Origin of the sequence: Legionella drozanskii LLAP-1 (assembly GCF_001467585.1) — a bacterium.
GTDB lineage: Bacteria > Pseudomonadota > Gammaproteobacteria > Legionellales > Legionellaceae > Tatlockia > Tatlockia drozanskii.
Genome location: NZ_LNXY01000027.1, coordinates 658959 through 681956, shown reverse-complemented (window position 1 = coordinate 681956; position 22998 = coordinate 658959). Strand labels below are relative to the sequence as shown.

Sequence of the window (22998 nt, the reverse complement as noted above, 5' to 3'; positions counted from 1 at the left end):
TATGTTAGATGCTCAATTATTGCGCGATAATCCACAATATGTGGCTGAACAACTAAAACGACGTGGCTTTGTTTTTGATATTGATGCATTTATCTTGCTCGAAGACAAAAGGAAGGCATTGCAAGTGGCTACTCAAGCCCTGCAAAACGAACGCAATCAGCGTTCTAAAGCGATTGGCCAAGCGAAAGCGCGTGGTGAAGATATTGAGCCTATGCGTGATGAAGTCAATCGTCTTGGGCAAGAATTAGATGCTAAAAAAGTAGAGCTTGAAGAAGTTTTACAGCAATTAGAGATAATAACATTAAGTTTGCCGAATTTACCTCATGAATCGGTGCCCATGGGTAATAATGAGAATGATAATGTAGAGCTTAGACGTTGGGGCACTATACCCAGTTTTGATTTTCCAGTGAAATCTCATGATGAATTAGGTGAGGCGCTTGGTGAAATGGATTTTGGTTTGGCCGCAAAAATCACTGGTTCCCGTTTTGTCGTTATGAAAGGGCAGATTGCTCGACTTCATCGCGCTTTGATTCAATTTATGTTGGATATTCATACTCAGGAACATAATTACCAAGAAATCTACGTACCTTACATTGTTAACGCTGATAGTTTATTAGGTACAGGGCAGTTGCCAAAATTTGAAGATGATTTATTTAAACTCAGAGGTGAACAAGATTATTATCTGATTTCAACCTCCGAAATTTCAGTGACCAATACCGTGCGCGATACCATTTTACCCATAGAGTCGTTACCTATTCGCCATGTTTGCCACTCACCCTGTTTTCGTTCTGAGGCAGGTTCCTACGGTAAAGATACTAAGGGAATGATTAGACAGCATCAATTTGAAAAAGTTGAACTTGTTTGGGTAACTACTCCAGAAACATCTTATGAAGCGCTTGAACGTATAGTACAACATGCAGAAGTTATTTTGCAGCGTTTAAATTTAGCTTACCGTGTAGTCACTTTATGCTCTGGAGATATGGGTGCTAGTGCAGCAAAAACTTACGATCTAGAAGTTTGGTTACCGAGTCAAAATAGATATAGAGAAATTTCTTCTTGCTCAAATGCGGAAGCTTATCAAGCTCGACGAATGAAAGCGCGCTATAGACACCCAGAAACAAAGGAAACAGAGTTAGTCCATACTCTCAATGGTTCTGGACTTGCTGTCGGCCGAACTTTAGTTGCGATTTTAGAAAATTATCAAGATAAAGAAGGAAATATCCATATTCCTCAGGCATTACAGCCTTATTTACAAGGACTTAAGTTAATTCAAGCCTCTTAATTATTTTGCGCTGTTGCACCTGGGGTTGGCGGTCTAGCTCCAGCTAACTCCCGATGGTACCTGTTTATCGCACTATGATGAGTTTTGAGAGGATGCGAAAATGGGGGCCTTCACTTACGATGACGCAACTTATGGCAGTGAGGGCTGCGGGGAGTGGGTATTAATAAAGTATGTATAGTTCTGAAAAAATTTGACGAAACTCAATTAGTTTGCCACTCAACTGAAGAATAATTAGAAACGGGCCTGAGCAATAAAAAGGAATCAAGCCCTCATAGTGTTAACGCATCCGCGCTTGCATCGAGTTTTCTTCGTCATCCGAATCCCCGCCAATGTTTGGAGGTAAACTTGTATCCGATGCATTGCCAACTTCTGAAATATTAAAGTCATCAGCGTCTGCTATATCATAGGTATAACCACTTTCATCAGCTTCTCCATCGCTTTCCAAGCGATAAGCTAAACTTTGTCTTAAATTTCTTTCAGTATCTTTTACAGATTGAAAACGAGTTTTTATGAATTTATTGTTAGGCCGCTTTTGCTCACTATAAGCTTCTTTAACTGCCATCTCCGCAACATCCTCCAAGGTTCCACCTTTTTCAATAATATAAATCAAATCCTTTACCTGGCATTTGTAAATCATTCCATCTTTCACATGACTGTAATCAACAAAAGTCACCTCGTTAGGAACAGTCTGGCAAATAGCTGACAACAACTCCATCATTTGTTCAACAGTTGGTTTATAGTGCCCGCTATTGTTATCAATAACTTTTAAAACCCCATCCTCAAAAACCATGAAGCCAGCTCCTTTCGTTTTTTTACCATTAGCTGCAAAGGAGTGATGTAAGTTTTTTTGATTCGGGACAGCTATTAGCTCTGAATTTTTTCCTACTACGTAAAGATAGGTGCCATTTACTAGGCTTCCCTTTTTATTAATGAATTTTCCTTTTCCATTCATGGATAAAGTGTGTCGATATTGTTCATTTTCGTTGAAATATCGACGGCGAAAATGCCCTGTGTCGAATGTTTGAAAAAATGAATCCGATTTTAAATGTGCTTGAGATAAGTCAGCCCAAAATGTTGAAATTAATTTTTCAGTTTTTTTCTCTTTTCTATAGGCTGGATCAAGTTTTGTTAAAGTTGGGTTACGGCTATTGCTTAATAAAGCTTGTATATTTTGGAGTTTCATTTTTGCCTCTAATGTTCAATTTTTGGTGAATTGAACATATTGTACAATCACAACATTAAATGAATATTAAGTTCACAATATGATCTGATAGATATAAATTCACGCATCAATGGTTAGGGCCGGAGGTTATGGTTCTTTGCTTTTTCTCTAACCTAAAATAATGAATATTGGATTGGACAAGAGCAACTGCCCTAAGGGCTGTACCTAAGATAGATGCTTTTTGCATTTTAGTAAGTGTAGCCTTGATGGAGACGTCTCAAGGCTAATTAGTAGATGTAGAACAGAGTTTATTTATAATTAAAAAAATCGTTTGAAAGCAATTCGTCAACAGGTGCTTCTTGTTTTTTGCTACCAAAAGCAAATAATCCAACTCCGCCTAAAATAGCGGCTGCTCCCAAACCTGCCACTACCAATCCTGGAATCCCTAAAGTAGCTGCATTTAATGCTGTAAAGGCGATAGCTACTGCAGCAACACCAAGGGCAGCAATGAATCCACCTAAAATCTGCATGCTAATATTGGTGTGGGTGGTTGGAGGGTAATTTATCTCTACTGATTGAGTTGGAGCATATATATTTCTATCAATTTGTTCTAATGCATTTTCAAGAGTAGTTCCAGCTGTAAGTACTCTTTCGGTATGACTTTGAAGAGCAGATGCAGCTTGAAGTACCCTTTGGGTATTTTGAAGCGTGAACTCTTTAATGAGATAATTCTGTTGCTCAGGGTACAACGCAATTAGCGCATCAACATCCTGCTCATATCTCAGAAATTTCACCAGGTTAGCAAAAATAAAATCTTTGATGCGATAATCTTTTTCAGTTGGATATAGGTCTATTAAATCAATAAGATCTTGATAACTCTTAATTACATCTGACAGATCAGCAAAGACGGCTTCTTTAATCTTAGAATCTTTTTCGTCTGGGCTTATTTCAATTTGCTGACGTATTTCTGCTATTTGCATTGGAATGAACTTAGGGTATTGGATTGTAGGGGATTATAATTGAACAATTCATAACCATCAAATAATTCTCTATCATTTGCTGTGAGTAATCATCTTGAATTAGTTTGAACCTAAGCTAATGACTCAAAGTTTGCTCAATGGTCGGAGTGACAGGAATTGAACCTGCGACCCCTGCCTCCCGAAGACAGTGCTCTACCAGGCTGAGCTACACTCCGATTAATTTATCCTTCGGCTTGCCGGAGGGAACAACCTACTCTAATTAGTGATCCCGTTTCAGAGAAAAATGGGCAAGTTCTATTAATGCGTCTTTATAGACTGTATTGGGTAGAATTTCTAAGGCAGATAATGCGCGATCTACCTCTTGTGCGGCGTAGTTTCTCGTGAATTCTATTGCTTTAGTGGCCTCAATCGCTTCAAGGATTTCTGTCAAATGCTGCAAACTTCCTTCGCGAAGACTGTCTCTTATCAATTGTTGCTGCGCTGATGTACCGTGTTGCAGGGCGTGCAGCAAGGGTAGAGTAGCTTTACCATCAGCTAAATCGTCGCCAATGTTTTTGCCAATTGTTTTTGCATCTGAGCAATAGTCTAGAGCATCATCAATCAGCTGGAAGGCATTACCCAAATGAAGACCGTAGGCATATAAGCTTTGTTCTACTGTTTCACCTGCATGTGCTAATAAAGCTCCGATTGAGGCTGAAGTAGCAAATAACAGGGCAGTTTTGGAGCGAATAACATCAAAATAATCTTCGATTGACAACGAGAAGTTATGGCGATTGACAAGCTGTTTTACTTCCCCGCAACTAATTTGATGTGAGGTATCTGCTAATAAGCGAAGAATTTGTGAATGATTAACACTTACCATAAGTTGCACGGATTGTGTAAAAAGATAATCACCGACAAGAATGCTCGCCTTGGAACCCCAAATCTCATTGGCAGTTTCGCGTCCGCGTCTTAAGGTGGATTCATCGACGACATCATCATGTAATAAGGTTGCCGTATGAAAAAACTCAATCATCGCAGCCAGTGTGATGTGATCTTTACCCTTATAATGGCATGCATGGCTCGCTAGAAGCACTAGTAAAGGACGTAGGCGCTTACCACCACTTTGTACAATATGATGGGCTAAATCATCAATTAAACCAATTTGCGATTGAATTTTGTTAATAATGAGAGCATTAACCGCATCGAAATCATCACTCACTAGCGTTTTTAAACGGTCTACCGTCATTGTTAATCCTCATTCAGGGAATCTATGAATGCTAAGGGGGGGCTCGATTAATGTCAAGTTCGTAAACTAGGGCAAATGAGAAAATATCAGAGGACTCCGGTAGACTTCTCCTCATATTGAGGAGAAGTAGGTTAAGGTTAGTTTTTTGAACGCGGCATGGAATATTCGTTATAAAACATTTTTTTTGTTCGTTTATTCTTATGATAGGTATTACCTCCAAGGTGTTTAGCGGTATACATTGCTTGATCGGCCTTGGCAATCAGCGCATCAGCATTTCGAGTGTCATGGGGATAAGTCGCTAAGCCAATACTGACCTTGCAATTAACTTCTGTACCGTTAATCACAAAAGGTCTATTAAATTCCTCGATAATACGCCCTGCAATAGACTTGGGTATTTTGTCTTTTTCAAGGTGATTGACGACGGCGGTGAACTCATCGCCTCCTAGTCTGGCGAGAAAGTCATTTTCTCTGAGACAAGCTTGCATACGCTTACCTCCTTCAGCCAGTAAAGCATCGCCGGCTTCATGTCCATAATGATCATTCACTGCTTTTAAGCCATCAAAATCCATAAAAAAGACGGTAACGCAATGTCCTTTCGCTTTGGCTGATTCAAGAACATTCTGTAAATAAGCGTTGAAATAAGAGCGGTTGGGTAAATTAGTTAGAGTGTCATAGCGGGCAAGATAATGAAATTTATCTTTATCTGCCTGCAATAAATAATTGTGTTCGTGAAGCATTTTTTCGTACTGCATGTTTTCCCGAAGAACAGTATATAAAGTGGTTGTGATGACAAATAACGAAAAGAATCGATTTATAAATCCCATTAATAAAAAGTCTGAGGCAGATAATTCGTAGACAGGTATGACTGTTGTTGTTGCGAAAAAAACGACCATGAATAGGGCAATGGAGGCATAGATTAATAAACCAGACCAGCCTATTACAGCTGCAGCAAGGATAGGGATGACATAAAACCATCCAAAGTAAGAAGTAGCTATGCCTCCCATCCAGCAGTTTGCCAAGGTTGTAGAGATTAAAACAAGAAGAGTCAACACATGACCACAGAAGATAGTATTTTTAGTTTTTTTAAGAATAACAAGATTGATCGCAGCGAGAATACAAGCTGCGCTGATAAGATAAACTAAGCGCCAAAGATGCCAGGTGCTATGAATGTAAATTAGGAAAAGACCAAGGATTATAAGCTCAACACTGACTGCATTAATTAATCGGTATTGACGACTATAACCGATATGCGGAGTGCTATTGTTACCAAACCATTCCACTATGTGTTTGAATAAGTACATTCGTTTTTCCTGTGTATTTCTAATTCATTTCTACTTGCCATATCCATAAATTCAGTTGGCATACCTCGTAAAAAATGTTTATAACAAGATGTCCTTATTCAAATTGTCCATAACCTCCAAGCGCATGTTGAAAAATTAATTGCTGATAGCATTAAAAATGCACCTCAAGGTTTATTTAGTATAGATTAAATGTATATTTATTTCTCAAAAAAGACATATTTTCATCATATGAATGCTACAAGTTCTATAGCTCGAAGTAGGGCTATTTGTGCTTTTAAAAGAGGATGGCCATGTTATTTACAAAAAAAAACCTTTTTTCTCGGTTATTTTTCTATTCACCTATTTTCCAGTTGGTTGGTTTTTAGTAAAATTAGACCCATTATTGATCAAACAATATTAAATGATGCCCTATAGTATTTTAGACGCTCCAAATCCCAAAGGAGGGCGATTTTTTTTCTCTATTAGCCATGCAAAAACAATAGAGTCTATCTACCCATCACGATTAACTGTCGATCAAGTAAAACAAGGCGGGAATACGGGTAATTGTTATCTACTATCAGTAATCAATGCCATTCTTACTTTACCAGGGGGAGAGAACTATATCCGCCAATTACTCATTGAAAAATCCGACAAAATTCATGTCCATTTTTTTAAGGATGATAAGCCAATATGGATAGCGATTGAAAAATCGCTACCTACCAATTGGGGGCTTTTAAGTTCGGGGGCTTTATGGGTGAGATTTTTTGAGAAAGCCTATGTGGCCTTGATGAGTGGTGATTATGATAAGACTTTGAAATCGGGTGATGCTAGAACTGCACTTCGCACCTTTCTTGGTGGTTTTGACAACTACATTGCACCCTCAGTCCAATCTCGCACTACCCTCGAAGAATTATATAACAAAAAAATTTATGGGTGTTCGGGTGAGGACATTTATTCATTTATCTTTTTATTAAAACCCTACGATAAGCTGGCTACGCAGGTTATGCTAATAAAATACATTTTTTTAGAGGATAAATGCTTATTAAAAGAATGGTGGGATTGGGTGGCTAAAGATCCAGAAAGTTGGAAAAAATTACTTGCAGGGAAAGACATTCTTTTTGAAGAAGAGGTTCTCAATTTTATAGATTGCCAGCAGAAAAAATCTAAGGATGCCCCAGTGGAGGCAATATTAGCGGTCAAACAGTGGCTGCTTAAAAATGAACTTTTACCTGGAGCAACCCATTATTGTAAAGATGAATTAGCACTTTATACCACTTTAGTAGAAACGCATAGAGCACAACAGCCCATAATTGCTTCGCCCAAAGCGAAGCCGCCTGAAGGCTTGATTGCCCAGCACAGTTATGCAGTGCTAGGTTTTACTGAGAGTAAAATCACCCATCGAAAATTTGTGATTTTGCGTAATCCTTATGCAGAAGATCGGTTGATTACTCAGTTTTTCTTACCCGGCGGTCGTCAGGCTAAAGAAGTTGTTGATAGCAAAGGAAATGTTAGCCTCGTCCTGTCTACCACTTCTCACTCAACTTTTAAAATGGAACTACGTGATTTTTCTCATGCTTTTGCTTATATTGATAGTGGTAATTCACTCAATAAGATTAAGATTGAACAATTAGAAGAATCCCCCCAGACTCGAAGTACAACTCTAACTTAGAGTAACTTAGTTGCAACGAGGAATTTTAAACAAACCCTCGTTACAAGCTAAGAGTTCCCCTCCAATTTTTCTCCTCTCCCTAACTACGATTACAAAACTCTTCCGCAGCAAGTAGTATCTAATCTTATTTAGGATAATTATTCAAAAACTCGTTATAAACTGTGCTTGGTAGAGTTATTGTCATAGGTAGAGTGGGTAGAGCAGGTTTGAACAACAAATTGCGATGGATGAATTTGCTACAGAATTGGTGATAACCAGGCGATTCGCTTATATTTCTTTGGAAGTCCTTTAAATTCTCTAGCCTAATCGTGCTACCCTGTTCAACCACGCTGGTGAACTTAGGATCAAGTGGGTCTGTGTAGAGATCGGCTAATTCCTTCCAAAGTTCTAATCTAACCTGAGCTTTGATTTGCGGCCAAATTGATCTTAAATCAGTAGCGAGCAAAGATAAAACTCTTGTTACATATTGGTAATCTTTTGCAGTTTGAGGGTTAGTAAATTGGGCCAGATAGCTCATTGCAACTTCGCTGACAATACGTTTTCTTCTCTTCTCAATAGCAAGTGGCAAAGCATTTTCTAGCGAAATAAAATCTTTTTGCTGTTCTGAATAAACACTGACGGTACCTGTTTTAATGTCAAAATACCAGACGTGCAAATCTAATTCCTCACGCTCGAACTTTTCAGCCACAAGCGGATAAGTTTTTAAATTTTCCAGTTGCGCCAGAGCGTTTCTTTTAGTCAATTCTAATACATCTGTTGGAAAATCACCTGTAATCTCTCCTGCTTTCTCCATGTTTTTAAGTACAGAATGGGAGTAGCCAATCCATGACGATACAGCGGGTAATTGGTTTTCAATCCCGGGTGTTAATAAGCCTGCCATTGCACCACAATTGGAATGACCACAAACAATAATGTCTTTTGTCGGCGTTTTGCTCAGAGCATACTCAATGATAGCTGCAACACTTTTTTCATTAGCGGAATAGGGCGGAATAAGATTACCGATATTACGCGAGGAAAATAACTCACCAAGTTTTGAGCCAGTCATAAGGAGAGGATCAATACGAGAATCAGAACAGGCAAAGAAAAGAACAGGAGGCTTTTGCCCTGTACTTAATTCTATAAACCTATCTTCCATTTCAGGAACGGTTTCCCTTTGAAATTTTAATGCTCTCGCAATTAATCTAATTAACATAGCTTGCTCTCTTTTAATTATTCTTAGCAATGACCAAAGTGACTATGTGCAAAGATAGTTAATTGTTTCTATTTAGTCAACAAGTTTAACAAAACTGTAAATTTTGCCAGACTATACGATAAATACTTGTAGTTAATTCCAATGCTGAGATTTATAATTCACTTCGCAGGATGAGGTTTTAGCAACTAGGGTGGGTTTACAGGTGAAAATTTGGGAAGAAAAAAGTATCAAAATTCCAGGCTTTACCATTGGTTTAAAAATTTGGAATGCAAAATCTCCAAAACCAGTGCTATGTTTGCATGGCAAAATGGATAATGCAGCAAGTTTCGATTTTTTGGCTCCATTATTTCCTGATAGACAATTGGTTGCTGTTGATTACCCCGGCACAGGATTTTCAAGTTCCTACCCTGAGGGCGTGATGCCTCACTGGAAAAACGACGCTTATTTAATGTTGCATTTAATCAAAGAATTAGGCTGGAACTCTTTTGATATCATTGCTCACTCACTTGGTTCACTATTAGCAACTACCATTGCGATTGCCCGGCCGCAGCAAGTAGGGCGAATGATTTTTCTTGATATTTTAGGACCGACTGTCAATTTTATTGAACAGAGAATGAATTATTTCCAACATGACATTGAAACTTATTTGTTTTATAACTCAAAGCAACGTACTTTATTTCCTGATCAAAACTCAGCTATTCAAGATAGGATGAAAATTGGAAATATTAGCTACCAGGCGGCACAGGCTTTGGTTGAACGAGGAACAATTAAAACTAAATACGGATGGCATTGGAACTTTGACCAACGATTACGCTGTCTCAGTTCAACCCTTCCTTGCGAAGATGAATTGAGAGAAATGTTATCTGCTATTGAAGTGCCAGTAGGTCTTATTCGTGCTAAACAAGGTGTTTTCTATCCGGATGAGTTATTTCAAAGTAGAGCGCAAACAATAAAAGACTTATCAATCTATGAAGTTGATGGCAGTCATCATGTCCACATGGACGATCCAATACCGGTAGCGCAGATTAGTTTTGAATTTATGGGCAGTTTACTAATGCTGCTTTCATCAAATGCCCAGTATATCCGAGCTCGATAAGAGAATTATAGGCATACATGACTTCATCAGGTATGTTTTGGGGAATTTGGTACCCTAATTCTGGGTAGTGGATTATCCGTTGCAGATCGCCAACCATTTCATGGGTTAAATTTTCCAATTGTACCGGGGGAAGTTGCTCTAAATTCTTGCGTGTGCTGCTAACGACTAACTCAACTGCTGGCCATACTTTCTTGCAAGTCGCATAAGCTCTGCGTTCGCTGTTGGGTTTCGCAATAATCACAATTTTTTTTGTGTTATTAGCTTCAGCTGCTAAAATAGCGCGAGAAAATTTGATATTTTCACCAGTATTGGTTGATTCTTTTTCAATCAAAATATCTTCTGGAGGAACTCCCATTTCAATCGCTCGGTTTGCAAAAGTTTCCGCTTCTGTTTTTTCCCATAGCCCCTTAGTCCAATTGCCAAATTTGCCACAAAATAACAATTTTGGAGCGAGCTTATTGCGATATAACTCCACGCATCGATCTACTACAGATAAATCATAACTACCCAAGCCAATAATACAATCTGCTTCTGTATTAATTTCATGATGCATTTGATGATAATTCCAGAGTGTTATTAGGTGCTTTATCAAGCTTGCTCCAAATTCGTCTATTTTATTTATTGCAGAGTTGAGTTACTTTAGCCATTCATGGTTTTCATCTGGAACAAAAACAACCGTTACATCATGAAATCCTGTGGTAATTAGCCAACCGTGTGGTACTGCGGCTCGATGCATAACTGCAGATCCAGTCCAAGTACCATAATCCGGCGCTGTAATTTGTTCCCAGTGCGGATCTTTGCTCGGTGCTAATTGTGTATAAGGTATCTGGATGTTAGCTGCGGACAAGAGTGAAGGAGTTAGGGCTAAAGCAAGAAAGAGTTTTTTCATTTGTTTTTCTCAAAGTAAAATTAAGAATTGCACAATTATATAGTTGTTTTTCTTTTAATCAATATTTCCTTGCGCAATCGTCTGGCGAATCCCTGTTGCTTGGGCCACCGGGTCCATTTTAAATAGGGCTAGAAAGCCCCTGGTAGCCGCGGGGATTCACTTTGATAATGGACTATATCCTCAAGACAGTTGCTACGCCCGACCGGAATTCCCCTGGCTTGATCCATCGTTGCATTTTCTTAGGGGGGCTTTAATTGCTGAAAGAACTAAAGCTCCGCTGTAAGCTTTTAAGAAATTCGTTTGTACTTGTTATGGCCGATAAATCGAGCACTGAGAGCATCTTTAGTAGGATCAACTTGATGCGTAGCCACCCAAGTGCTATCGATTATCTTGTTGTCCTTTTTTAAGTTACCAATAATACTTAGGGCAGAACCGCAACTCGGATAGTAGATACTTAGCGTTAAGGCATTGCCTGTTAAAAAACCAACCACAGGTCTTTTTTGACCAACCACTTGTTGGCAATCTTTGGTAGCCACTGTTGTAGTGAAAAAACCTTGAACACTGTCATCCTCGTTGACTGTAATTTCTAGAGTAGATCCATGATTATTCTTAAAAACCATGGTTTCTTGAGCAGAAAATCCTGTTTGACTTAGAATCGCAAGACTCAACGCTGCTGCATATCCGATATGTTTAACTCTCATAATCTAATCCTTATTACTTTAAAGTTACCCAGATGAAGCACGATTCACTGAGGCTTCAAGTTGAAGCATAGGAATAATAATCGATACGATCAGGAGAAGCTATCCGTAAAATCACGGAGATTTAGCTCTGAAATATTCGCCAATCAATTGCGCTTTTGTTTCAATGCCTAACTTCGATTTAGCAGAGTTGATGTAGGTTTCCACTGTACGAGGCGAGAGGTTTAATTCCTTTGCTATTTGTTTATAGGTTAGTCCTTGAGACAAATAGTGGAGGCAGATTTGCTCTCTTGGACTAAGTAGATTAAGTTTCCTTGGTTTTGGTAATTCAATACAAAAACCAATTAAACCGATGAGAGTTTGATGTTGATCGAATAGGGGACATTTTCGAGTCAGAATATCCACCTGCTGGCCATCATAACGGACAATTTTTTCATAGACGCTAATACTTTGCCGGTGCTCAAGTAGCAGTTGATCATTAATCCTCAGCTCATCAGCATAGATTTGCCAGGAAAAATCATAATCATTTTTGTTAACAATTTCGCTGATGGATTTATGACCTGCGGATTGATGCACAAAAAAATCATTAGCCCATAAATAGCGCCCTTGTTCGTCTTTAATAAAAACGGAATTATGGAGTAATTGGTATGAATTGAGATTTAGCGATTTTAGATAAAGAGAGGTTTTATCCATTAATGTTTACTCATTAAATCATGCAATGAATTTTTTAACTTCCAAGCGACGTTAAAGTAGTGTCTTCAATAAAATTACTATTGATATCAATCGCTCCAATAAGTTCGTCAAATGCTCGATTAATAGGCGATTTGAAGAATCCTTGGCTCACTAAATGATATCCTATTCCTGCTCCTATAAGACTCCCAATGATTAATGTACCTATACCTAGGCCAAAAATTAATGAACCAAGCAACACTGTTACTGTAGACGCGGCTGCAACAACGAGAATACCTTGGCTTACTTTTGTAATGATGCTTTTTGCTACGCCGAGTGCGCTGGCTTCTTGCAAGGCTGTACTGCACTTATTGACGAAGGTTTCGATGACCTCTTTCTTATCTTGTTCAGAGTTGTGCAAGCCAATGAGTAATTCTACGAGCGCATCTTCAATTACCTGTCTTTGCTGCAAGGGTAATTCTTGAATTAAAGTCTCAAGATTAGTTACGGCTTCGTAAAATGGTAAATTAGGTTTGAGGAGCGCTTTCATCTCCGTCAATGTGGGTCTATGAAGCCAGCTAGGTTTGCGCTGCGTATGAGGATTGACGTAGTTTTTTGCTTTTTGATATTGTCCAATTTGAGTAATGGTAGTAAATAATTCTTGTACCTTCTCATCTTTGAGGGCTGAAGTAATAATGGGTTCATAAGGAATATCATATTTTTTTTGGATCTTGTGTAATAATGCATCATCGATTTTTCGAGTTTCCTGCAAATCGCTTTTGCATCCTACTAAGACTATCGCTGTATCTGGAGATGTTTCTTTTATCAATTTAATATCGACAGCAAAGGCTTCTTCGTCGAAATTTTTTGATAAATCAAGGGCATACACACAGACCTGGCAATCTTTTAGGTAAGCTTTTTTTAATTCTGGAATATACTGCGGAGGTACTTTATCCGATTCTGATATATCCCAAATCTTAAGCCTGCTGCTTTCATCAATGTGTACAGTAGTATAATAGACAGGAGAATTGTCTTCAGGATAATCCCTTGTATATCTGCGCTCTTCATCCGAAACAAATCGACCGCTTTTCAAACGATAAATTAGGGAAGTTTTTCCACTTCCATGGGCGCCAAAGAATGTTGTTGTAATGAATGACAAGGTAAACCTCTAAATCATCTGCCTTGTAATAGGGAAGACATTGTACAGTATGATTAGAGAGTAGTCCATAGTGAAAAAAAGCCTTAAACATTAAATCGAAAATGCATTACATCGCCATCACAAACAAGGTATTCTTTTCCTTCAAGACGTAATTTTCCTGCTTCCTTGGCACCTTGTTCTCCTCCATAAGTGATGAATGCATCATAGGCAATGACTTCAGCTCGAATAAATCCTTTTTCAAAATCAGTATGAATAACCGAAGCGGCTTGAGGTGCTGTGGCGCCTTTGTGTACAGTCCAAGCGCGAACTTCTTTGACTCCAGCTGTGAAATAAGTTTGTAAGCCTAAAAGCTCATAGCCTGCACGAATGACTCGATGTAATCCCGGTTCATCAAGACCTAAGTCATCCATAAATTCTTTACGATCTGCCTCATCTAAGTCGACCAACTCAGCTTCTGTCGCTGCACTCAGAGCTACTATAGAAGCCTTTTCTTGTTGAGCAAGAGCAGTTACTTTGTCTAAATAAGGATTATTTTCATAGCCATTATCATCAACATTAGCAATATAAAGTACAGGTTTTGCGGTGAGTAGAAATAATCGACGAGAAAGCGATTGTTCTTCTGTTGTGAGTGGCAAAGTACGTACTGGAAAGCCTGCATCTAAATGCGTTTTTATTTTTTCAAGCATTTGTTTTTCAAAAAGGGCTTCTTTATTACCGCTTTTACTGTTTTTACCTGCCTTATTAAGCGCCTTTTCAACAGTTTCCATATCAGCCAGTGCTAATTCTGTATTAATAACTTCGATGTCACTTAAGGGATCAACCCGACCTTCAACGTGAACAACGTCTGAATTGTCAAAACAACGCACTACGTGAGCAATCGCATCTGTTTCGCGAATATTGGCTAAAAATTGATTGCCTAATCCCTCACCTTTGGCTGCTCCTTTAACAAGTCCCGCAATGTCCACAAATTGCATCGTAGCCGGAACGACCTGTTGCGGTTTAACGATTTCACTCAAAGCGTCAAGACGTGGGTCAGGCACCGTAACAATACCGACGTTCGGTTCAATGGTACAAAAAGGATAGTTTGCAGCTTCAATACCTGCTTTAGTTAATGCATTGAAGAGAGTTGATTTACCAACATTGGGTAAGCCTACTATTCCACATTTAAATCCCATTGTGCACCTCACAAAATCACATATAGATCGGTAGAATATTCATCTAACCGTTTAATAAATTCATAGCCCCGGCAATATTGCCTGTCAAAAGGGTAGGAATCACCGCTATGCCACGATCGATTGCGTCAAACATTAATTGCCTATCGTGCTGGGATGGCTTTCCCAACACAAAATTTAATACTAAGTCTCTATGACCAGGATGGCCAATTCCTACTCGTAAACGGTGAAATTCAGAACTGCCTAATTGGGCAATAATGTCCCTAAGGCCATTATGTCCGCCATGCCCACCGCCTGTTTTAATCTTTATTCTTCCTGGAGGTAAGTCCAGTTCATCATGTACAACTAAGATTTCATCAGGAATAATGCGATAAAACTGAGCGATTTCTCTAGTCGCTAATCCACTATGATTCATAAAAGTCAAAGGAAGTAAGGTCTTACAGGAAATAGTATTAATTGTAAAACTCGCTACTTCACCATGCAGTTTTTTTTCTACTTTAAACGAGCCATTATGACGCTGCGTTAAAGTTTCTACAAACCATCCACCCGCATTATGTCGAGTATGCTCATAGGCAGATCCGGGATTGCGTAGGCCGATAATAAGTTTAATTGCCATAGGAGGGCTCGTTCAATGATGGGCCTTTCGGCCCATACACTTCTAAGAAACGCGTTATTCAGCGCCTTTCTCTTCGTTTTCTTCTGGTGCGACTTCAGTTTCTGTTTCTTCTGAAGCGGCAGGAGCAGCTACTTCTTCTTCCACAACAGCAACTTTAGGGGCATGAATACTTACAACCGGTAAATCATGGCTGCCATCTTTCACATCAATTGTGAGTTGCGCACCTTTAGGAAGTTTAAGGTCAGAAAGGTGAAGGACGTCATTCATTTCTACTTCGGCCATATCTACTTCAATGAATTCAGGAAGGTTTTTTGCCTGACAACGCACTTCAACTTGATTCATTGTGTGAGAAATTATGCCACCTGCTTTAACGCCTTTCGATGTTTGCTCATTGATAAAATGAAGAGGAATGTGTATTACCAATACATCTTTCGCGCCAACACGTTGCAGGTCCATATGCATAATAACGGGTTTGTAGGGATGACGTTGCAGATCTTTTAGAATGACATGTTCTACTTTACCATCAACATGTAAATCAAAAACACTAGAGTAAATGCTCTCGCTTTCTAGCGCTTTTATTACTTTATTGTGCAATAAATGAATTGATTGGGGTTTTTTGTCTCCGCCGTATAAAACAGCAGGTACTTTATTTTCAAGACGACGTAGGCGGCGGCTCGCACCTTTCCCCATATCTTTTCTTGTTTCAGCTTCTAAAACTATTGTTGACATTAGCAGTCTCCATAATGAGTAAAAACGCGTTGTCCCGCGACCAGGAACAAGGTTCCCTAATACAGATAGGGTGGCGAAGTATACAATATTTTAAAATCAACTTGAAGTCATTGGCGTAATTTCATAGAATATGCCACTTTATTGAATTCGTAAAAGCCATTCAGGCGAGTTGGAGAATAGCTATGTATGCTGTAATTAAGGCGGGCGGTAAGCAATATCGCGTAAAAGAAGGTGATATTCTAAAGTTAGAATTAATGTCCGATGATGTAGGTAACGAAATCAGTTTTTCTGAAGTCCTCATGCTTGCTGATGGTGATAAGATGACTTGGGGTACTCCATTTGTTGCAAAAGCCGCGGTTAAAGCCGAAGTGATTGCGCATGGTCGCCACAAGAAAGTGAAAATTATTAAGTTTCGTCGTCGTAAGCACCATATGAAGCAAATGGGTCATCGACAATATTATACGCAAGTAAAAATTACTTCGATCGGTTAGTAAGAGGGGAAAGAAATGGCTCATAAAAAGGCAGGCGGTAGTACACGTAATGGCCGCGACTCGAATCCTAAGTACCTTGGCGTTAAGCGCTATGGTGGCCAAATGGTTAATGCAGGTGAAATCCTTGTTCGTCAGCGCGGCACACGTTTTCATGCTGGTGAAGGCGTAGGTTGTGGACGTGATCACACTTTATATGCTTTAGTGACCGGAATTGTAGAGTTCACCATCAAAGGCACCAAAAATCGCAAATTCGTCAAAATTAATGCAGTAGAAAACTAAGATTGATTTACTACTAGGCCCCGGCATTCCGGGGCTTTTTTTTGGTAAGCGTTTAGTCTTATTTGGGAATGGCTATCTAGTGTTCATTTTGCAAGCTGTGTTCAAGCTTAAACCGTTCGACTGAGTCCTTCGAAGTCTCAGGATGCGGGAAAGAAAACCATCTTAGCAATGTAGGTTGGGCCTTGGCCCCTCATGAACCTAAAAACCCTTCAACCTCTCTGAGCGATTACTTTTTTGGGGTGTAAATCATGAAATTCGTCGATGAAGCAATCATTAAAATTGAAGCAGGAAATGGCGGCCATGGTTGCCTAAGCTTTAGACGCGAGAAATTTGTGCCACGCGGTGGACCCGATGGCGGAGATGGCGGAGATGGTGGATCTGTATTTCTTGAAGCCAGCTCAAACATAAATACCTTAGTTGATTTTCGTTATCAACGTAATTACAAAGCCGAAAATGGCCAACCAGGTATGGGTAGCAATTGCAGTGGTAAAAAAGGGGAAGATTTAATCATCTACGTTCCTGTGGGAACGATGATCTACGATATCGATTCAGGCGAACTGCTTGGAGATATCAATCATGCTGGCGAACGGTTATTAGTTGCTCAAGGCGGCTTTCATGGATTAGGCAATACCCGTTATAAAAGCAGTGTTAATCGCGCACCCCGACAAACGACTCAAGGTAGTTCAGGTGAGGCGCGCCATTTGCGTTTGGAATTACGCGTACTGGCCGATGTAGGTTTACTTGGTTTACCGAACGCTGGTAAATCGACTCTAATCCGAGCGGTTTCCAGTGCTAAACCGAAAGTGGCTGATTATCCGTTTACTACACTGCATCCCGGTTTGGGAGTGGTGAGTGTTTCTATGCATAAAAGTTTCGTGATGGCAGATATTCCAGGTTTAATTGAAGGAGCGGCTAGCGGTGCTGGTCTGGGCCACCGATTTTTAAAGCATCTTTCCCGTACTTGTGTATTATTGCATGTGGTTGATCTTTGTCCTCTGGATGATACAAATCCAGTCGACTCCGCTAAAGCAATTATCAATGAACTGGAAATCTATGATCCAGAGCTAGTTAATAAACCACGTTGGCTCGTTTTAAATAAAATAGATATGTTTCCTGATGAGGAAACAAAACAAAAAGCAGTGCAAAACATTATTGATGGTTTGCAGTGGAAGGATAAAGTATTTACGATTTCTGCTCTTAGTGGCGTCGGCACTCAACAGCTTTGCTACTCACTAATGCAGTTGATCGATGAGATGAAAGAGGCGGAAGCTTAGCCATTCTGCTGCATAATGAACGACAAGGGGGCTACGATAGGGAAGATCATGGGTCTCTTTGCCGCTCATTTTTGCATTGCGATATTCAACAGACACTTGGGTTTTTCCTTTTTTTCCCTCGCCTGACCAGTATTCTTTAAGTCCACGTAGATGAAAATGAAGAACGGCGTCTTTATCATAATAAAATTTTAACCAGGGATAACTATTAGGTTGTTGGATTAGTGTTTGTAAGATTCCTCCTGTTGCCTCATCGATAATGGAAATGGGTATTTGGTTCTTCACAATCTTTTCGAACAATAATTCCGAGGCTTTTTGTTCCGGACCAGCAATAATATAGGGAGCTGCTATCGATTCAACGATTTGTATAACCTCAATCATCAAATGACTCTTGCATCGTACCTTGCATTCAACATAGGGTGTTTCCAAACGATAACCCGTTTTACAATCTATCTTGGCGAGAGCCTCATCTATTTCTTGGGCAATTTGACTTTCTGCAACTCCAAATAAACGCCATTTATGAATCTGTTTATCACTATGAGTCATTTGTTGTAACAACGGCAATACATGATCATTAAACATAGGCAGGCATTCACGCGGGGGGCCAGGCAGTAATATAAAAATTTTAGCTTCATGTACACAATAGCAACCCACAGCAGTACCGTTAGGGTTGGGAAGAATAGTGGCATTCGCTGGGAAAAGAGCTTGTTGCCGATTCCCTGGGTTCAATGCCTGCTCACTAAGACCCAAGCGATTTTGAATATGTTGAATCGCTGCTGGGAATTCAACTAAATCAGTTTTAAGAAAACGGCCCAAAGCAAAACGAGTCCTATCATCCGAGGTGGGTCCAAGCCCGCCGGTAATGATAATGATATTGTGATGTTTTGCCAAGAATGAAAGACAATCATAAAGCTCATGTTCTTTATCACTACAGACTAGCTGTAATCCTAAAGGTAAACCTTCTGAACTTAAGGCTTGAGCAAGATTGTGACTATTGGTGTTAAGAATATCACCATGAATAATTTCATCACCTGTCGCAAGTAGAGCTACTGTCATTTTGTGGCTTCCAATTTGATAAAACTTAGGGTTGTTACATGTGGTTGGTCGGGTAAAAATTGAATTCCCCACAATGAAATCGTTGGGTTTGTATTAATAAGATAACGTCCATCAGCTAGGCTTAATGGTAGCTGTTGAGCTAAAATCACATAGCTATCACAAAACCAATAGAAAATCCTAAAATCTCGCATCTGAGTTGGCGAGTCTTTAACAATTGATGGTAAATCGCTAGGCTGGAAAAGAGGAAAAATTCCCACCGGTTTCAGTTCAGTGCTTTGAGTTAATGGAGTTTTCACATCGGCTATATGGAGTTGACTATCGATTTCAGCAGCATCTCGCCAAAGTGTTGAACTTGCAAGATAGGGAAAAGCGCGCACTCTTTTCACAGATAAATGAGCTTGGGCTAAATAAGTTTGCATCGTAGACAGAGCACGATAATGTTGCACCGTATTAAATAGAAAAAATAAACCGACGAAAAACAGGCCAACAAATGCTCCTTTTTGATCATCATGGATAATAGTCCAAGCGACTCCCAGCACTAAAGGTATGGTGACCATCGGATCAACGATAGAAACAATATCCCAACTAATGCGTTGATCTGAGAAAGGCCAAAATAACATCGTACCATAACTCGTAAAAGCATCGAGTAAGCCATGGGTGGCATAGCCAATAAATGCAGCTAGCAAAGTGAGCCGCCAATGTTGGCGAAATCGTTTAAATATCATAAACGCTAAAGCAACTAATAAGGCTCCGAGAGGAATAAACAGGAATGAATGAGTAAAATTGCGATGATAGAGCAGGGCTAACATTGGATCTGACTTCGAGTTGATGAAGATATCCAGATCAGGTGCCATTGCTGCTAAACCACCAACAATCCAAGCATTTCGTTGATCGCGTCTATGCAAGAAGGCCTGTGCACAGGCTGCACCTAAGGCACCGTGGGTAATTGGATCCATCTTGCTATACTCGATGCACTGTAACTTGTGGTAACGGTGTTTCTATTCCTTCCTGATCAAATTGTTGTTTAATCATTTCTTGCAAGCTATTACGGGCCGAAGAGGCGTCAGCATTATTGACCCAGACCATAAATTTAAGTTCAACAGCGGCGTTCGCAAAGTTATTAATCGTCACATTAGGTTCAGGGTCATTTAAAACTTGAGCACAATCGTTAGCTATCTTGATTAGCAACGATTTAACTTTGCTAAGGTCACAGCTGTAAGCCACCGAAACAATTAAATCAATACGGCGAGTGGAAAAATAACTTAAATTGATGATTTCGGATTTGATCATCGCTTCATTAGGAATGCGCACCAATTTATTATCAGGGGTTTTCAGTTTTGTTGAGAGTAAATCAATCGAGTCGACTACACCATTAATGCCTTTAACTTCGACAGTATCGCCCACTTTAAAAGGATGCTCAAATAATAAAAAGATACCACTAATCAAATTAGAGGCGGCTGTTTGCGAGGCAAAACTGATTGCTACCGTAAAAACCCCAGCTGCTCCCAGCAAAACACTCAATTGAAACCCTAAATGCTGCAAACTAGCGACAAAAAACATGGTAAAAATTATATAGAAGACAGAGCGTCGAGCTAACATGATTTGATTCGGTAACAAGGCTGAGTCGTTTGGCAATAAAATATCCAATAAAAAACAGACATAATGCGTAAATAAAATTCATAGTTCGGTCTGGATGAAGAAAATAATTATAATTGATTGGTTTTCCTGAAAGTAAATGTCCTAACTCCATGTTGCGGTGACCTCTTGTCAGTTGTCTTTAGAATGTGCGCCATACACTATACCCAATAATAGCATTTAGGCTAATAATTATTTCGTTGGTGCAGATAATCACTAAGAGCGAGTAAATGTTCTGCTTGATGACCTAAAGGCATTAAAGCATCCCGAGCTAATTGGAAATGATGATCAATTAAATGTCCCAATTCCTCTTGAGTGTAAAGGCTAGCAAAAGTCATTTTTTGATTGGCTAGATCAGAGGCCCGTCCTTTACCGAGCAAGTCAGTCTGAGCATAATGATCTAAATAATCGTCTTGGATTTGAAAAACAAAACCTAAATGGCCGGCAAAATCACGCAAGGCTTTGACTGCGATTTCAGCAGGTTCACTTGCAGCGACGACCATGTTAACGCAAGCTAAAATCAATTTCCCTGTTTTGAGCGAGTGGATTGTACGTAATTGAGATTCACTAATTGCGGTATTTGTTAATTCAGAGAGATCAAGACTTTGTCCGCTAACCATGCCTGCAGGGCCACTTGCGAGCGCTAATTCGCGTGTTATCTCAATAACTTGCGTTGGATTTAAGGACTTAGGTAAATAGCAGAGAAGAATATCAATAGCTAAAGCTTGCATGCCATCGCCAACTAAAATCGCAGTGGCTTCATCAAACGCTTTATGACAGCTGGGTTTACCGCGGCGTAAATCATCATTATCCATGGCAGGCAAATCATCATGAATCAGTGAATAGCAGTGGGTAAGTTCGACAGCAGCAGCGATGATATCAAGGCAGGCGAGCTGCGTATTCAGAATTTCTCCGCATAAATAAATGAGGGTGGGGCGAAGCCTTTTACCCCCAGGAAAAAGAGAGTAAGTCATCGCTTTTCTGATGCGTTCGGCCGGTATTTCTGCATCCGCTAACAACTGTTGTAGAACCTTTTCATGACGGACTAAATAAGTATTAATTTCTTGATTAATCATCGGAAATTTCACTGCTCAAAGGGGTTGCTGAGGTAGCAAGCATCTCAATTTTTTGCTCAGCGTGCTGCAAAATTTCTTGGCATTTGCGTGCTAAGACAATTCCTTTCTCAAATTGTTTCAGTGAATCATCCAGTGACAATTCACCTTTTTCCAATTGCATGACAATTTCTTCAAGTTCTGTCATGGATTTTTCAAAATGGATGGGTTTAGTCATAGCATGATCCTGATTGAGAGTTGCCAAAGTATACTGCATTGAGACTGCCCTTGTCTTGAAATATTGCTTCATGAAAAAGGGTAGGAGTTTAAGTAGGATACTTAAGCCAGACTGGCATTACTTGACTTAAATAAACCATAAATTTCCATAACCCAACTTGTGATTCACAATTACCGTAGGGATCGGCTTTTAATTCAGGATAGCCAATCCCTAAACCAAATAAACCAGGGCCTATAATTCCGAGATGTGGATTGTGGGTGAGATGTTCATAATGATCAATAATAAGGTTGGAGCGTTTTTCAAAACCTACTGCATAAACCACTTTGTCACACTCGGGTAAAAACCGGGCAATATTATGTTCGCTAGTGTTATAGCGGACTAAATTATCGGGTAAAATCCCATCAATGTTTTCCCGCGCCCAAGCGGCTGTCTGGCCTTTGAGGCCGGTATTGTCAAATAAGATCCATTCGCCCATATCAATTGCATAACGACAGGGTGAACGATAAAAATTAATTATTTTTTTAACCCCTAGTTCAACCAAATGACGAATAATTATGATTGCAGAATGCGAAGAACCAAACACTGCATAGGTCTGTTTTTTATCGATAAATTGCTTCAAGCGCTCCAGATCAATAGCAATTTCAAAAGGGAGAACATCCACACCCGGGTAGTTGAGATTTGCAGGGACAGCTCCAGTTGCGAGAATGACATTTTTTGCTTTGTAAACTTGCGTTTCAGACGATAAAAACCAGCTGCGTTCTTTTAATTCCATACTTCGAATTGTTGCTTTTTCACTAACTACTTTTTGGGTTAAATGGTCTGTAACCCATTGTAAAGGCTCCACAATTTGATTTAGATCACAGGTGTGATCGGGAATTAGATGATTCAATTGAAAATCAATTTTCGCCTGTTTATAAGTAAAAGAATCGGCCGCATTTAAAAAATCGACAAAGCGTTTTACAATCGTATTACTTGAGACATTGGGCCACAATTGCCCGAGATCCCCTACTTTAAACTGAGGATCAATCCATAAAAGCTCCGTCGGTGGGACCTGATGATCTAATAATTTCCCTAGAGCTGCAATGCCTGCAGGTCCTGCACCTACGACTGCCCATTGAAAGGTTTTTTGATTTATTTGCATATTTGCTAACTAGT

General features: G+C 39.6%; 25 protein-coding genes and 1 tRNA gene. 6 read left to right on the top strand and 20 right to left on the bottom strand.

Features of this window, described 5'->3' with window-relative positions:
- Nucleotide 1 precedes the first annotated feature (1 nt).
- Entirely contained in the window at nucleotides 2-1282 is a 1281-nt protein-coding gene (serS, locus tag Ldro_RS12230; protein ID WP_058496680.1) for a serine--tRNA ligase, read from the top strand.
- A gap of 277 nt (nucleotides 1283-1559) precedes the next feature.
- Here the strand turns inward: serS and Ldro_RS12225 are convergent, their stop codons facing one another.
- The 5 genes from Ldro_RS12225 to Ldro_RS16800 all read right to left on the bottom strand — a co-directional run bounded on the left by Ldro_RS12225 (nucleotide 1560) and on the right by Ldro_RS16800 (nucleotide 5953).
- Nucleotides 1560-2465 carry a hypothetical protein gene (locus tag Ldro_RS12225; protein WP_058496679.1) on the bottom strand — a complete coding sequence of 302 codons (906 nt, stop codon included), beginning with the start codon at nucleotides 2463-2465 and terminating at the stop codon, nucleotides 1560-1562.
- Nucleotides 2466-2752: 287 nt separating this feature from the next.
- The gene (locus tag Ldro_RS12220) at nucleotides 2753-3424 is read right to left on the bottom strand and encodes a hypothetical protein (protein ID WP_058496678.1); all 672 of its coding nucleotides are present in this window, start codon (nucleotides 3422-3424) and stop codon (nucleotides 2753-2755) included.
- A gap of 138 nt (nucleotides 3425-3562) precedes the next feature.
- Nucleotides 3563-3639 (bottom strand) — tRNA-Pro (locus tag Ldro_RS12215).
- A 44-nt stretch (nucleotides 3640-3683) separates the two neighbouring features.
- Nucleotides 3684-4652 carry a polyprenyl synthetase family protein gene (locus tag Ldro_RS12210; protein WP_058496677.1) on the bottom strand — a complete coding sequence of 323 codons (969 nt, stop codon included), beginning with the start codon at nucleotides 4650-4652 and terminating at the stop codon, nucleotides 3684-3686.
- Nucleotides 4653-4789: 137 nt separating this feature from the next.
- Nucleotides 4790-5953, bottom strand: a complete 1164-nt coding sequence (locus Ldro_RS16800; RefSeq protein WP_065235933.1) for a GGDEF domain-containing protein — start codon at nucleotides 5951-5953, stop codon at nucleotides 4790-4792.
- Nucleotides 5954-6353: 400 nt separating this feature from the next.
- On the opposite strand from Ldro_RS16800, the gene Ldro_RS12200 reads away from it, so the two are divergent.
- Complete coding sequence (locus Ldro_RS12200) at nucleotides 6354-7601, top strand: C2 family cysteine protease (protein WP_058496676.1); 1248 nt, start codon at nucleotides 6354-6356, stop codon at nucleotides 7599-7601.
- A 124-nt stretch (nucleotides 7602-7725) separates the two neighbouring features.
- Here the strand turns inward: Ldro_RS12200 and Ldro_RS12195 are convergent, their stop codons facing one another.
- Entirely contained in the window at nucleotides 7726-8793 is a 1068-nt protein-coding gene (locus Ldro_RS12195) for a carbonic anhydrase (protein WP_058496675.1), read from the bottom strand.
- A 202-nt stretch (nucleotides 8794-8995) separates the two neighbouring features.
- On the opposite strand from Ldro_RS12195, the gene Ldro_RS12190 reads away from it, so the two are divergent.
- Nucleotides 8996-9889 (top strand): alpha/beta fold hydrolase, encoded by an 894-nt coding sequence (locus Ldro_RS12190; protein WP_058496777.1) that lies wholly within the window; start codon nucleotides 8996-8998, stop codon nucleotides 9887-9889.
- On the opposite strand, the gene Ldro_RS12185 is transcribed toward Ldro_RS12190, so the two are convergent.
- From Ldro_RS12185 to Ldro_RS12150, 8 genes are all read right to left on the bottom strand, one after another.
- Entirely contained in the window at nucleotides 9831-10481 is a 651-nt protein-coding gene (locus tag Ldro_RS12185) for a YdcF family protein (protein ID WP_131764188.1), read from the bottom strand. The two genes, Ldro_RS12190 and Ldro_RS12185, sit on opposite strands and share 59 nt — an antisense overlap.
- A 42-nt stretch (nucleotides 10482-10523) precedes the next feature.
- Nucleotides 10524-10778, bottom strand: coding sequence for a hypothetical protein (locus Ldro_RS12180; RefSeq protein ID WP_058496673.1), 255 nt, complete (start codon nucleotides 10776-10778; stop codon nucleotides 10524-10526).
- A gap of 287 nt (nucleotides 10779-11065) precedes the next feature.
- Nucleotides 11066-11479: an avidin/streptavidin family protein gene (locus Ldro_RS16115; RefSeq protein ID WP_058496672.1), complete on the bottom strand. Its 414-nt coding sequence runs from the start codon at nucleotides 11477-11479 to the stop codon at nucleotides 11066-11068.
- A 111-nt stretch (nucleotides 11480-11590) separates the two neighbouring features.
- Nucleotides 11591-12169 carry a PAS and helix-turn-helix domain-containing protein gene (locus tag Ldro_RS16510; protein ID WP_058496671.1) on the bottom strand — a complete coding sequence of 193 codons (579 nt, stop codon included), beginning with the start codon at nucleotides 12167-12169 and terminating at the stop codon, nucleotides 11591-11593.
- Nucleotides 12170-12203: 34 nt separating this feature from the next.
- Nucleotides 12204-13304 (bottom strand): hypothetical protein, encoded by a 1101-nt coding sequence (locus tag Ldro_RS12165; RefSeq protein WP_058496670.1) that lies wholly within the window; start codon nucleotides 13302-13304, stop codon nucleotides 12204-12206.
- Nucleotides 13305-13387: 83 nt separating this feature from the next.
- Nucleotides 13388-14479: a redox-regulated ATPase YchF gene (ychF, locus tag Ldro_RS12160; RefSeq protein ID WP_058496669.1), complete on the bottom strand. Its 1092-nt coding sequence runs from the start codon at nucleotides 14477-14479 to the stop codon at nucleotides 13388-13390.
- A gap of 43 nt (nucleotides 14480-14522) precedes the next feature.
- On the bottom strand, nucleotides 14523-15092 hold the full coding sequence (gene pth / locus Ldro_RS12155) for an aminoacyl-tRNA hydrolase (protein ID WP_058496668.1): 570 nt from the start codon (nucleotides 15090-15092) through the stop codon (nucleotides 14523-14525).
- A gap of 54 nt (nucleotides 15093-15146) precedes the next feature.
- Nucleotides 15147-15821 (bottom strand): 50S ribosomal protein L25/general stress protein Ctc, encoded by a 675-nt coding sequence (locus tag Ldro_RS12150; protein WP_058496667.1) that lies wholly within the window; start codon nucleotides 15819-15821, stop codon nucleotides 15147-15149.
- A gap of 182 nt (nucleotides 15822-16003) precedes the next feature.
- On the opposite strand from Ldro_RS12150, the gene rplU reads away from it, so the two are divergent.
- From rplU to cgtA, 3 genes are all read left to right on the top strand, one after another.
- Entirely contained in the window at nucleotides 16004-16312 is a 309-nt protein-coding gene (gene rplU, locus Ldro_RS12145; RefSeq protein ID WP_058496666.1) for a 50S ribosomal protein L21, read from the top strand.
- Nucleotides 16313-16327: 15 nt separating this feature from the next.
- Nucleotides 16328-16591 (top strand): 50S ribosomal protein L27, encoded by a 264-nt coding sequence (rpmA, locus tag Ldro_RS12140; protein ID WP_058496665.1) that lies wholly within the window; start codon nucleotides 16328-16330, stop codon nucleotides 16589-16591.
- 248 nt (nucleotides 16592-16839) lie between these two features.
- Nucleotides 16840-17865 carry an Obg family GTPase CgtA gene (gene cgtA, locus Ldro_RS12135; RefSeq protein ID WP_058496664.1) on the top strand — a complete coding sequence of 342 codons (1026 nt, stop codon included), beginning with the start codon at nucleotides 16840-16842 and terminating at the stop codon, nucleotides 17863-17865.
- Here the strand turns inward: cgtA and Ldro_RS12130 are convergent.
- The 6 genes from Ldro_RS12130 to Ldro_RS12105 form a co-directional block, all read right to left on the bottom strand.
- Nucleotides 17824-18918 carry a competence/damage-inducible protein A gene (locus Ldro_RS12130; RefSeq protein ID WP_058496663.1) on the bottom strand — a complete coding sequence of 365 codons (1095 nt, stop codon included), beginning with the start codon at nucleotides 18916-18918 and terminating at the stop codon, nucleotides 17824-17826. The two genes, cgtA and Ldro_RS12130, sit on opposite strands and share 42 nt — an antisense overlap.
- Nucleotides 18915-19874 carry a metal-dependent hydrolase gene (locus Ldro_RS12125; protein ID WP_058496662.1) on the bottom strand — a complete coding sequence of 320 codons (960 nt, stop codon included), beginning with the start codon at nucleotides 19872-19874 and terminating at the stop codon, nucleotides 18915-18917. The genes Ldro_RS12130 and Ldro_RS12125 overlap by 4 nt, the downstream gene beginning before the upstream one ends.
- Before the next feature lie 4 nt (nucleotides 19875-19878).
- Nucleotides 19879-20553, bottom strand: a complete 675-nt coding sequence (locus tag Ldro_RS12120) for a mechanosensitive ion channel family protein (RefSeq protein ID WP_058496661.1) — start codon at nucleotides 20551-20553, stop codon at nucleotides 19879-19881.
- Nucleotides 20554-20738: 185 nt separating this feature from the next.
- Nucleotides 20739-21629 carry a polyprenyl synthetase family protein gene (locus Ldro_RS12115; protein WP_058496660.1) on the bottom strand — a complete coding sequence of 297 codons (891 nt, stop codon included), beginning with the start codon at nucleotides 21627-21629 and terminating at the stop codon, nucleotides 20739-20741.
- Nucleotides 21622-21843, bottom strand: coding sequence for an exodeoxyribonuclease VII small subunit (locus Ldro_RS12110; protein ID WP_058496776.1), 222 nt, complete (start codon nucleotides 21841-21843; stop codon nucleotides 21622-21624). The genes Ldro_RS12115 and Ldro_RS12110 overlap by 8 nt, the downstream gene beginning before the upstream one ends.
- Nucleotides 21844-21931: 88 nt before the next feature.
- Nucleotides 21932-22978 (bottom strand): FAD-dependent oxidoreductase, encoded by a 1047-nt coding sequence (locus tag Ldro_RS12105; RefSeq protein ID WP_058496775.1) that lies wholly within the window; start codon nucleotides 22976-22978, stop codon nucleotides 21932-21934.
- Nucleotides 22979-22998: the final 20 nt, after the last annotated feature.

What these genes read in the sequence shown, in the direction of transcription:
- serS (WP_058496680.1), top strand. Translation starts at nt 2, where the DNA reads ATGTTAGATGCTCAATTATTGCGCGATAATCCACAATATGTGGCTGAA.
- Ldro_RS12225 (WP_058496679.1), bottom strand. Translation starts at nt 2,465, where the DNA reads ATGAAACTCCAAAATATACAAGCTTTATTAAGCAATAGCCGTAACCCA.
- Ldro_RS12220 (WP_058496678.1), bottom strand. Translation starts at nt 3,424, where the DNA reads ATGCAAATAGCAGAAATACGTCAGCAAATTGAAATAAGCCCAGACGAA.
- Ldro_RS12210 (WP_058496677.1), bottom strand. Translation starts at nt 4,652, where the DNA reads ATGACGGTAGACCGTTTAAAAACGCTAGTGAGTGATGATTTCGATGCG.
- Ldro_RS16800 (WP_065235933.1), bottom strand. Translation starts at nt 5,953, where the DNA reads ATGTACTTATTCAAACACATAGTGGAATGGTTTGGTAACAATAGCACT.
- Ldro_RS12200 (WP_058496676.1), top strand. Translation starts at nt 6,354, where the DNA reads ATGATGCCCTATAGTATTTTAGACGCTCCAAATCCCAAAGGAGGGCGA.
- Ldro_RS12195 (WP_058496675.1), bottom strand. Translation starts at nt 8,793, where the DNA reads ATGTTAATTAGATTAATTGCGAGAGCATTAAAATTTCAAAGGGAAACC.
- Ldro_RS12180 (WP_058496673.1), bottom strand. Translation starts at nt 10,778, where the DNA reads ATGAAAAAACTCTTTCTTGCTTTAGCCCTAACTCCTTCACTCTTGTCC.
- Ldro_RS16115 (WP_058496672.1), bottom strand. Translation starts at nt 11,479, where the DNA reads ATGAGAGTTAAACATATCGGATATGCAGCAGCGTTGAGTCTTGCGATT.
- Ldro_RS16510 (WP_058496671.1), bottom strand. Translation starts at nt 12,169, where the DNA reads ATGGATAAAACCTCTCTTTATCTAAAATCGCTAAATCTCAATTCATAC.
- ychF (WP_058496669.1), bottom strand. Translation starts at nt 14,479, where the DNA reads ATGGGATTTAAATGTGGAATAGTAGGCTTACCCAATGTTGGTAAATCA.
- pth (WP_058496668.1), bottom strand. Translation starts at nt 15,092, where the DNA reads ATGGCAATTAAACTTATTATCGGCCTACGCAATCCCGGATCTGCCTAT.
- Ldro_RS12150 (WP_058496667.1), bottom strand. Translation starts at nt 15,821, where the DNA reads ATGTCAACAATAGTTTTAGAAGCTGAAACAAGAAAAGATATGGGGAAA.
- rplU (WP_058496666.1), top strand. Translation starts at nt 16,004, where the DNA reads ATGTATGCTGTAATTAAGGCGGGCGGTAAGCAATATCGCGTAAAAGAA.
- rpmA (WP_058496665.1), top strand. Translation starts at nt 16,328, where the DNA reads ATGGCTCATAAAAAGGCAGGCGGTAGTACACGTAATGGCCGCGACTCG.
- cgtA (WP_058496664.1), top strand. Translation starts at nt 16,840, where the DNA reads ATGAAATTCGTCGATGAAGCAATCATTAAAATTGAAGCAGGAAATGGC.
- Ldro_RS12130 (WP_058496663.1), bottom strand. Translation starts at nt 18,918, where the DNA reads ATGACAGTAGCTCTACTTGCGACAGGTGATGAAATTATTCATGGTGAT.
- Ldro_RS12125 (WP_058496662.1), bottom strand. Translation starts at nt 19,874, where the DNA reads ATGGATCCAATTACCCACGGTGCCTTAGGTGCAGCCTGTGCACAGGCC.
- Ldro_RS12115 (WP_058496660.1), bottom strand. Translation starts at nt 21,629, where the DNA reads ATGATTAATCAAGAAATTAATACTTATTTAGTCCGTCATGAAAAGGTT.
- Ldro_RS12110 (WP_058496776.1), bottom strand. Translation starts at nt 21,843, where the DNA reads ATGACTAAACCCATCCATTTTGAAAAATCCATGACAGAACTTGAAGAA.